Origin of the sequence: Synechococcus sp. H55.9 (assembly GCF_047462355.1) — a bacterium.
Classification (GTDB): Bacteria; Cyanobacteriota; Cyanobacteriia; order Thermostichales; family Thermostichaceae; genus Thermostichus.
The window spans coordinates 1-9,266 of the sequence record NZ_JANSJB010000096.1 but is presented as its reverse complement, the minus strand read 5'-3'; the positions used below and the strand labels follow the sequence as shown (position 1 = coordinate 9,266).

The window sequence follows — 9,266 nt, the reverse complement described above, 5'->3', positions numbered from 1 at the left end:
GTGTTGACCACCACCTCTTCTTCCTCTTGGGCGGCAGCCGCGTCGTTGATGCCCTTGATGGCCAACAGCTCCGCCTGCGCGTCCATGTAGCGGTTGATCAGGGCCTCGAAATCCCGCTGGGTGAAGACCCGCCGCTGCAGCTTCAGCCCCTGGATGCGGAAGCGCCGCTGAATGTCGTCCAGCGCCTGCAGGTTATCCGGCTTGACCATCGCCACCAGCACCTGGTTGTCTTGGCGGCGGATGGGCAAGAACTTGTAGCGGTTGCAGATGTCGAGGGGCAAGAGCGAGTCGATGAGCCCGATCATCTCCGAGATCTCCACCGGCTCCAGATCGATGTCGAGGGAGGGGATCCCGTAGATGATTTTTAGCTCAAAGAGCTGCTGCCGCTTGTAGGCCCGCTCCAGGTCGGGGGTGATCTCTCTGCCGGCAATCTCTTTGACCACCAGAGCTAGGGCCTTGCTGCCCCCTTCGCGATTGGCTTTGAGGGCATTTTGAATGTCCTGGATTTGCTTGTCGTCGGCAAAGCCCAGCTCTTTTAGCTTGCGGCCAAAGGGGGTGATGCTGGCGTTGGCGATGGCCAGGGCCTTGCTGACGCCACCACGACGAGCAGTAAAAGGAGTAGAAAGGTCGTTCATGCTGCTGGGCCACCCACCCTGTTGCTACATCAATGTCTCTATTTCACTGCACTAGGCTACAAGGGTCAACGGCGAAGACACGCAGGTCTGTGCGCCCACTCTGGGCTTAGTATGCCCCAGCTGGGCTTAAACTGGCATTCAAAACCACCTCGCCCCCTAAATTGCAGGCCCGAAGGTTGGGAGCGACGCCGGATAATTTGGAACCAGGACTCCTGTCCTGACTGCTGGGGCAGACCAGGATCGCTTCACAGAACTCGGTAGCTTTGCCAGGCTTGCCAAAAAATGTAGAGAGAAAGAATAGCCAGAAAGCCCCGAAACAGCAGGCTGACCGTTTCATCGGGCAACTTGGGCAGGGTGCGGGTGCTGATCTGCACACCGATTAACCCGCCTGTCCCCAGGATCAAGCCTGGGATCCAACGCACATTCCGGTGGATGGTGCCGTCCCCAAACCCCAGCCCATTCCAGATCCAATCGCTGAGACCCGCATGGCTGGCGGTGGCAGCAACGGCTGTGATCACGATCGCCCCCAAACTGGTTTGAATCGCCACCTTGATCGTCTCTTGCAGCAGCAGGATCTGCATGGGCACCATGATCACCCCACCGCCAATGCCGAACAGTCCGGCCAACAAGCCGGCAGCGCCACCGGTCAGGAGGCGGGCCAACCAGGGAGACATCCGCACTTGAGCAGCAGGCGAGAACTCTGTCTCCAAGGCTTGGGTGGCCACCGTTTTGCGCAGCTCCACCAGGTAAGTGTTGGCCAGCAGCAACACCCCGAAGGCGGCCAACAGCAGATGGCTGGGCATGCGGCTGGCGATGCTCGCTCCCACCTGCGCCGTGAGCAACGCCGGGATCCCCAGCCAGATGACCCGCTTCAGATCCAGCAAGCCCATGCGCCAGTTTTGGACGCTGCCCGCCATCGAGGTCATCACAATGGAAAGATTGCTGGTGGCCACAGCCTGAACCGGTGGGATCCCCAAGCTCACCTGCAAGGGCACCAGGATCGTGCCGCCGCCAATGCCCAAAAAACCGGCCAGGATCCCGGCCACCAGGCCGCCAACTGCCAAGGCCAGATTGTTTTCCATGGTTTCTGGTTCCCGACCTTGCTGATAACAAAATGCTTGTCATCGTAGCATTCTCTGTCCCCGGCAGGACTGGCAGACAACACAAACGGCCAGGGATCCCTTGGGGTGGAGCCAAAAGGGAGCACATCCTACAATGTTGGCAGTCGTACTGGCCTGGGCCTGTTGCCAATGTAGATTGCGTGAGCAGGCTGGCCTCTTCGCAGGCAAGGAAGCCTCCATGGTTGCCATCCACTCGGCAAGCGATCTGGATGCTCAGAAAAATCCGGATTCCACGGTATCCCAGCCCGCTTGGTGGCCCCTCTCTGGGCGGCCACAGGCAACTGCAGCTCCTCTACAACCCCTGGGGTTGGTCGCTCTGGAAGGCTTGGCCACCTGGGGAGAGCGCCTGTTGGGCCTGGATCGGGTGAGGGGCTATTTAGTAGAAATCCAGGAGCACAACACCCTGCTGCTCAACCCCCATCACGTCCATTCTTTCCAAGGTGCTTATGGTTTGTGGATAGAGTCAGAGGGGGAGCAAGCTTGGATCTGGCTGGCCGCGCCAGCGGGACAGAGTCGTGGCCGGGAGCAGGAGGGGCAAATCTTGCGCATTCCCATGGCCGCACTGCAGCAACCGGGATCCCTGGAAGCCTTTCAAGTGTGCGGGTGCCCCTGCCCCATCGAAGGGATCGCCCTTTGGATCGATCCCCACACAGGCAGCCGCCACCTCTATGCCACCTGCTACAAACGGGAAAAGCTCCTGCACCTGGATCCCGGTCGTGGGCTCATTGTGCAGGAGATGCCCGCCCCTGGGATTGGCCGAGAACAGATTGCGGTACAGGGAGACTACCTTTGGGTGAGCGATCGGGTGGAAGAGACGATCTACGTGCTGGAGCGCCAGACCGGGCGGGAATTGGCCCGCATCCTCACCCCTTCTCCTGGGCCGACCGGCTTGGCCCATTGGCGGGGACAACTCTGGGTGGCCTACGCCCACGAAGAAGCCTATATCCACGACAACCCCAACGCTCCGGATCCCTTGTCGGTGGCCTTGCGCAACAAAACCTGGGTGGCCCCCCTGCGCCTGCGGCCCTTGGATCCCCCCCCAGACCCCCCTTGGGTCAGCAGCAGCAAGTCCACGGATCCCGCCATTGCTTGTTCGGTGGTTTTTCAGCCCCAGCGCCTGGGGGAGCGCGCCACCTACACCCTTTCCCACGGCTACCGGGTGGAGCTGACCTATATGGAAGAAATTGCCCAAGAAGAGCCGCGCGCCCTGCCCGATTTGGTCTGGCGGATTGCCTTGCCCTGCAACAGCCCTCGCCAACGGGTGCGCAGCCTCCACTGGGTAGGCCTGCCGTTTGAGCTGGAGGAGCAAGCCGGCCAACAGGTGGCGGTGTTTTCGCTGGGATCCCTGGGGGCCGATGAGGTGCGCCTCTTTGGCTGGCGGGCGGTGCTGGATCTCTACAGCATCAAGTACTGCATCGATCCGCTGGATGTAGAAGAGGCCGCCGTGCCCCCGGATCTGCGGGATCGCTACTTGGTGGACGATGATTACCTGGCTATGGACACTGCGATTGTCCGGGAGGCGGCGCGGCGGGCCGTCGGCAGCGAGACCAACCTGCTGCGCAAAATGCTTAACATTCGCGCCTATGTCTACGACAAGCTTTCCTACCGGGTCACCTCCCGCATCGACCCGCCGGATGAGGTTTTGCGGCGTGGCTCCGGTTCCTGCGGCGAATATGTGGGGGTGCTGCTGGCCTTGGCCCGCCTCAATGGGATCCCCTGCCGCACGGTGGGGCGCTACAAGTGTCCTCCCCACCCCGAACTGAAAGGGATCCCGCTGTTTCCCCAATACAACCACGTGTGGATCGAGTTTTACCTGCCCGGTTGGGGTTGGGTGCCGATGGAGTCAAACCCCGACGATCGGGGGGAGCGCCCCTATCCGCAGCGCTACTTTATGGGCCTGCCCTGGACCCATGCCGAGATCGCCAAAGGGATCCCGTTTGAGACGATCAACACCGATCAAGCCTCGATTGGAGAGCTAGCCATTAACCATGTGCAATTTCGCATCTTAGAAGAAATTTGAAACGGAGAACGCGCATGGACCGAGCTGCCACGTTTCACATCTTCAGGTTTGGCCCTCATGCCTGAGGATGGCAAGCGCTCTGAGGGGATCGACTGCGAGGCCGCCTAAGTGCTCTGCGGCAGCCACCCCCGCCCCCTCTCCCAAAGGGAGAGGGAAGTTGGAGCAGCGCGTTCTCGACAGCGTTGCCCAGCAATAACGACGTAACGAACTGTTTTATTGCTACTTGAAATGACTTTGTTGGTGGGATGGACTAAGATAAAAGGCTGCGGCGGGGCTTGGCTTCGCTCCAGGCACATCCGTCCAGAGCAATCCGCTCTACCTCCGAGGCCAGCTTTAAAGCCTTCAGAGCCTGCTCCCCACCCACAGAGGGCTGATTGCCCCCGCGCACACAGTTAATGAAGTGCTCCAGCTCGGCATGGAGCTTGTCGATATTGTCGGTGTGGACTTTCTCAATCAAGCAATCCCGCTGGTAGGGCATCTGTCCGTAGTCGCTGCTGCTGCTGGCGGATCCCTGGCGATAGATGGAGATCTCGTTGTGCAAAAAATCCGCTTCTACCAAGGCATTTTTGCAGTGGACAGCAATTCTGCGCACCTTGCGGTGGGTGACCTTGCTGGCGGTGAGGGTAGCAATGACGCCGTTGGCAAAAGTGAGGGTGGCGGTGACGTAGTCGAGGTAGCCCAACTTAGAGGCGCGGTTGCCGCTGGCGGTAATTTGGGTCACAGGAGACGGGATCAGCTCCAACAACAGGTCGATGTCGTGGATCATCAGGTCAAACACCACCGACACGTCGCTGGCGCGGTCGGAATAGGGGCTGAGGCGGTGGGCCTCAAAAGCCAGCGGCTCCTCGCTTTGCAAGACTTGGCCCAGCTTCTGGAAAACGGGACTGAAGCGCTCGATGTGCCCCACCTGCAAAATACAGTTGCAATCGGCAGCTCGGTTCACCAGCGATTCTGCTTCGCTGATGCTGGCGGCGATGGGCTTTTCGATCAGCACATGGACGCCGGCCTCTAGGCAGGCCATGCCCACCTCGTGGTGGAGAACCGTTGGTACGGCGATGGCCACGGCAGCTACGTGGGGCAGCAGATCGCGGTAGTCCTCATAGAAATGAACGCGGTGGCGGCTGGCCACATCCAATCCCCGTTCCACATTGATATCGGCTACCCCCACGACCCGCACATCCTTCATCAAGCTGAACACGCGAGTGTGGTGCTGGCCCATGTTGCCGACCCCGATTACCCCAACCGGGACAGCTTGCCCTGTATAGGCCGGTGGACGGCGGGGAGAGTTGGCAGGACTCGGGCAGGATCGGTCCATGACGTTTCCACATACCTCCACCACAAGGGTTTCGCGAACCATACCCTATTTTTTGGTAACAGCGGGCAGCATTTCACGAAACGAACTTCACAAAGCTTACCATGCCTTTCTCAAATCCAGTTCAAGCCAGGGATGGGCGACAGGCGTAGGGGTGCTCGCTCACAGGCCTGGGGGCTAAAGCAAAAGAGCGGGGTCGGCGTGGGGCGAAACCACATGCGGGCGTAAAATCCGCCGGGACTGAGGGGAAGGCCAAACCAAAGCGGGGAAAAAAAGAGAAAAGATGCCAAAACCAAGGCTACTGCCGTGATACTCGTCCCGCGCCAGAAGCGGCGATAACTCTGCCAGCCCAGCAGCACCAGCCAGGCCAGGGCCAGAGTGCTAAAGGCCAGAGCGCTCATGTAGTGGTAAATAAAAACACAGCGGCTAACTCGAAACCAGGGCAGGTAATTGGCCGCGTAGCCGATCAAAATGAAGGCTTCCAGGCCGTGGAAGCGACGGATCCCCCGCCAGACGAGCACCAAGATGGATCCCGTCCCCAGCCACCACAGCCAGGGATTGCCCAGGCCATGAACCGCTCGCCACAGGTCGCCCTGACTGCTGAAGTAGTAGGCCACGGGACGGCCCAGGATCGGCCAGGACCAGGCCCCCGCCGAAGCCAAGGGCGTGGTCAGCCAAGGACGCAAGACGGGGAACCAAGCCACCAGGGATCGCAAGCTGGTGGAGCAGTAGGGGTGAACAGGGGTGTTTTCATCCACCACGAGATCGGCATGCAGGTGCCCGCCGTAAACGGATTGGTTGATGAGCACCAGGGATCGGAAATAATTCTGGATGCCCGTCCAGCTCCAATCCAGGGTTAGCCCCTGCTGCGGGTTGAGCTGCAGATGGGGGATCCACTGGATGGCATAAAAGGCCAGCGGGGCGAGGACGAAGCAGAACGCATAGTGCCACCAGCGCAGATGGCGGATTTGGATCAAAATGCCCAATCGTGGGATCCACTGCGGGCGCAGCCAGATCACCCCCCAGACGAGGATCCCCAGCAGGGCAAACATGAAGGCAAACCAGAGGCCATTCCACTTCACCGCAGCTGCCGCTCCCAACAGGATCCCAGAGCCGGCAAAGTGGACGGCCCGTTGCCAACCTTGGCGCTCCAGACCGCTCAGCAGCAGAATGGTGGCCGCCAGCCCAAAGGCCACCAGATACACGTTGATCAGGCCAAAGCGGGATTCCACCAGAAACACTCCATCCGTGAGCAGCAGGCTCCCGCTCAACAGGGCAAAGCCCACGTGGTAAGTGAGGCGGTAGGCCAAGCCCGTCAGCAACAAGGGGATCAGGGATCCACAAAAAGCGGTGGCGAAGCGGAACCCCCACTCATTGCGGCCAAACACCTGAATGCTGAGGGCAATGAAGTATTTCCCGAGGGGGGGATGCACATCATAGAAAGGCTCGCCGTCGAGATAATTTTGAGCAAACTTGGGGAAATACACCTCGTCGAACACCGGAGCCGGAAACTCGTCCAGCCGCCACAGGCGCAACCCCAGGCCCACCAGAAAGATCCCCAGCGCCCCCCATAGCAGCCACCGCCGCGATCCCTCTGACCCGACGCCGGACAAAGCAGGAGCAACAGTCTCTACCTCAGCAGAAGAAGTGCCAGCGGCCCGCCTACCACCCGGCAGCAGCTCGTCTCTTTCCGACCTTGCCAGCTCTGGATCGCTGGGAGAAGGAGTTGGTTTGGAAGTCATGGGCAGCAGCAAACAAGACGACGATGGGGATCCCCAGTGTTACTTTAGCCGACCGTGAAAATCTGAGCGATTTGAGAGCAAACCGCTGCTAGACTGTGGAGTTGAATACAAATACCAAAGTTGGCCAACTTCTGGCCGCTTTGCCTACGCCGGCTCTCCTGAGAGTGGGCGCTTGACATCCGGTCATCTCAGTGGGGAGAAGACATCGTGGCAACGGGTGGATATGCGTTGGTGGACAGCCTGCACCGGCACGGGGTGCAGCACATCTTTGGCTATCCGGGGGGAGCCATCCTCCCCGTCTACGACGAGCTCTACAAAGCCGAATCTCAGGGGCTGCTCAAACATTTTCTAGTTCGCCACGAACAGGCCGCGGCCCATGCTGCCGATGGCTACGCCCGCGCCACCGGCAAGGTGGGGGTGTGCTTCGCCACCTCGGGGCCAGGGGCGACCAACCTGGTGACGGGCATCGCCAACGCCATGATGGACTCTGTGCCCATGGTGGTGATCACCGGCCAGGTGCCCCGCCATTTGATCGGTACCGACGGCTTTCAGGAGACCGACATCTTTGGCATCACCCTGCCCATCGTCAAGCACTCCTACGTGGTGCGGGATCCGCGCCAAATGTCTCGGATTGTGGCCGAGGCTTTTCACATTGCTGGCACCGGGCGGCCAGGGCCGGTGCTGATCGATATTCCCAAAGATGTGGGCCTGGAAGAGTTCGACTACCAGCCGGTCACTGAGGTTAATATCCCCGGCTACCGGCCCACGGTGCGGGGCAACCCGCGCCAGATCCACGCGGCGGCCAAGCTGATTTTGCAGGCCAAGCGTCCCCTGCTCTACGTGGGCGGCGGGGCCATCATCTCCGGTGCCCATGCGGAGATTGCCGAGCTGGCCCACACCTATCAGATCCCGGTGACCACCACCCTCATGGGCAAGGGGGCCTTCGATGAGAACGATCCCCTCTCGGTGGGGATGCTGGGCATGCACGGCACTGCCTACGCCAACTTTGCCGTTACCGAGTGCGACCTGCTGATTGCAGTGGGGGCCCGCTTCGACGACCGCGTAACCGGCAAGCTGGACGAATTTGCCAAGCACGCCAAGGTGATCCACATCGACATTGACCCGGCAGAGGTGGGCAAAAACCGCGCTCCGGACGTGCCGATTGTGGGAGATGTGCGCACCGTCCTGGTGGAGCTGTTGGCGCAACTGAGCAAAATGCCCCACACCCCTGGCCAGACGCAGGCTTGGCTGGAGCGGATCGAGCGCTGGAAGCAGGACTACCCCCTGCAGGTGCCCCGCTATGAGGGTGTGATCGCCCCGCAGCAGGTGATCGATGCGTTTCGTCGCCACGCTCCCCATGCCTACTACACCACCGATGTCGGCCAGCACCAGATGTGGGCGGCGCAGTTTTTGCGCAACGGGCCGCGCCAGTGGATCTCCAGTTCTGGCCTGGGCACCATGGGCTACGGCTTCCCGGCGGCCATGGGGGTCAAAGTGGCCCTGCCCCACGCCGAGGTGATCTGCATCAGCGGCGATGCCAGCTTTCAGATGAACATGCAGGAGCTGGGCACGGTGGCCCAGTACGGCATTGCCACCAAGGTGGCCATCATCAACAATGGCTGGCAGGGCATGGTGCGCCAGTGGCAGCAGGCCTTCCACGGCGAGCGCTACTCCCACTCGGATATGGCTCCGGGCATGCCGGATTTTGTCAAGCTGGCCGAAGCCTTTGGCGTCAAGGGCATGCGCGTCGATCACCCCGATCAAGTGGACGATGCCATCCAGGAGATGCTGCGCCACGAGGGGCCGGTGCTGGCCGATTTTGTGGTCAAGCGGGATGAGAACTGCTACCCGATGGTGCCTGCCGGCAAAGCCAACTACCAGATGATTGGGCTGCCGGAAAAGCGGCAACTGGAACAGGCCGCCGAGCTCATCTACTGCCCCAATTGCGGCGCCAAAAACCCCAGCCTGCACAAGTTCTGCGCCGAGTGCGGCACCAAGCTCTAGAGCCGGCGGGCCTGGCCATTGGGTCGAGGAGGGTGGGATCCCTCTGAGAAGGGCCGCCGTTGTTTAACCGCCGCCTTTCGTGGTCATTATCAAAATCAAATCAAATATCAGGCTGATCCCTGACCTCTGGAAGAGAGCCTAGAGGTGGTGGCACAGAGTACTTACCAGGCCCACTGCGCTTGAGCCTATCAAGCAAGAGATTACGTATAGCGGGGACTGGATTTGAACCAGTGACCTTCGGGTTATGAGCCCGACGAGCTACCAGGCTGCTCTACCCCGCGCTGTTTTTCTAGCTTAGCCCCTCCAGCAGTCAGCCGGCAAGCCTACACCTCGGGAGACTGGGTACCGGACTGCGTGGGAACTCCCCGGCCAAGCTGTGGGAGTGTCAACTGAGTTTCGCCGTTTTGGGTGGGTATTGGCTTCAGGGATCCC

At 60.6% G+C, this 9,266-nt stretch carries 5 protein-coding genes, 1 tRNA gene and 1 pseudogene; 2 read left to right on the top strand and 5 right to left on the bottom strand.

Annotation, left to right across the window (positions count from 1 at the left end):
• Positions 1 to 635, bottom strand: a pseudogene (locus tag NW857_RS11050) (type II/IV secretion system protein); the annotation flags it as partial.
• A gap of 245 nt (positions 636 to 880) precedes the next feature.
• Entirely contained in the window at positions 881 to 1,717 is an 837-nt protein-coding gene (locus NW857_RS11045; RefSeq protein ID WP_414334112.1) for a sulfite exporter TauE/SafE family protein, read from the bottom strand.
• Positions 1,718 to 1,934: 217 nt separating this feature from the next.
• Between NW857_RS11045 and NW857_RS11040 the strand changes: the two genes are divergently transcribed.
• Positions 1,935 to 3,776: a transglutaminase domain-containing protein gene (locus NW857_RS11040; protein ID WP_414334110.1), complete on the top strand. Its 1,842-nt coding sequence runs from the start codon at positions 1,935 to 1,937 to the stop codon at positions 3,774 to 3,776.
• A gap of 250 nt (positions 3,777 to 4,026) precedes the next feature.
• On the opposite strand, the gene NW857_RS11035 is transcribed toward NW857_RS11040, so the two are convergent.
• Both NW857_RS11035 and NW857_RS11030 read right to left on the bottom strand, forming a co-directional pair.
• The gene (locus tag NW857_RS11035; RefSeq protein ID WP_414334108.1) at positions 4,027 to 5,091 is read right to left on the bottom strand and encodes a Gfo/Idh/MocA family oxidoreductase; all 1,065 of its coding nucleotides are present in this window, start codon (positions 5,089 to 5,091) and stop codon (positions 4,027 to 4,029) included.
• Positions 5,092 to 5,201: 110 nt separating this feature from the next.
• Complete coding sequence (locus NW857_RS11030; RefSeq protein WP_414334107.1) at positions 5,202 to 6,830, bottom strand: phospholipid carrier-dependent glycosyltransferase; 1,629 nt, start codon at positions 6,828 to 6,830, stop codon at positions 5,202 to 5,204.
• A 177-nt stretch (positions 6,831 to 7,007) separates the two neighbouring features.
• On the opposite strand from NW857_RS11030, the gene ilvB reads away from it, so the two are divergent.
• Complete coding sequence (ilvB, locus tag NW857_RS11025) at positions 7,008 to 8,834, top strand: biosynthetic-type acetolactate synthase large subunit (RefSeq protein ID WP_414334131.1); 1,827 nt, start codon at positions 7,008 to 7,010, stop codon at positions 8,832 to 8,834.
• Between the two features lie 207 nt (positions 8,835 to 9,041).
• Here ilvB and NW857_RS11020 read toward each other — a convergent pair.
• Positions 9,042 to 9,115: transfer RNA gene (locus tag NW857_RS11020), tRNA-Met, on the bottom strand.
• Positions 9,116 to 9,266: the final 151 nt, after the last annotated feature.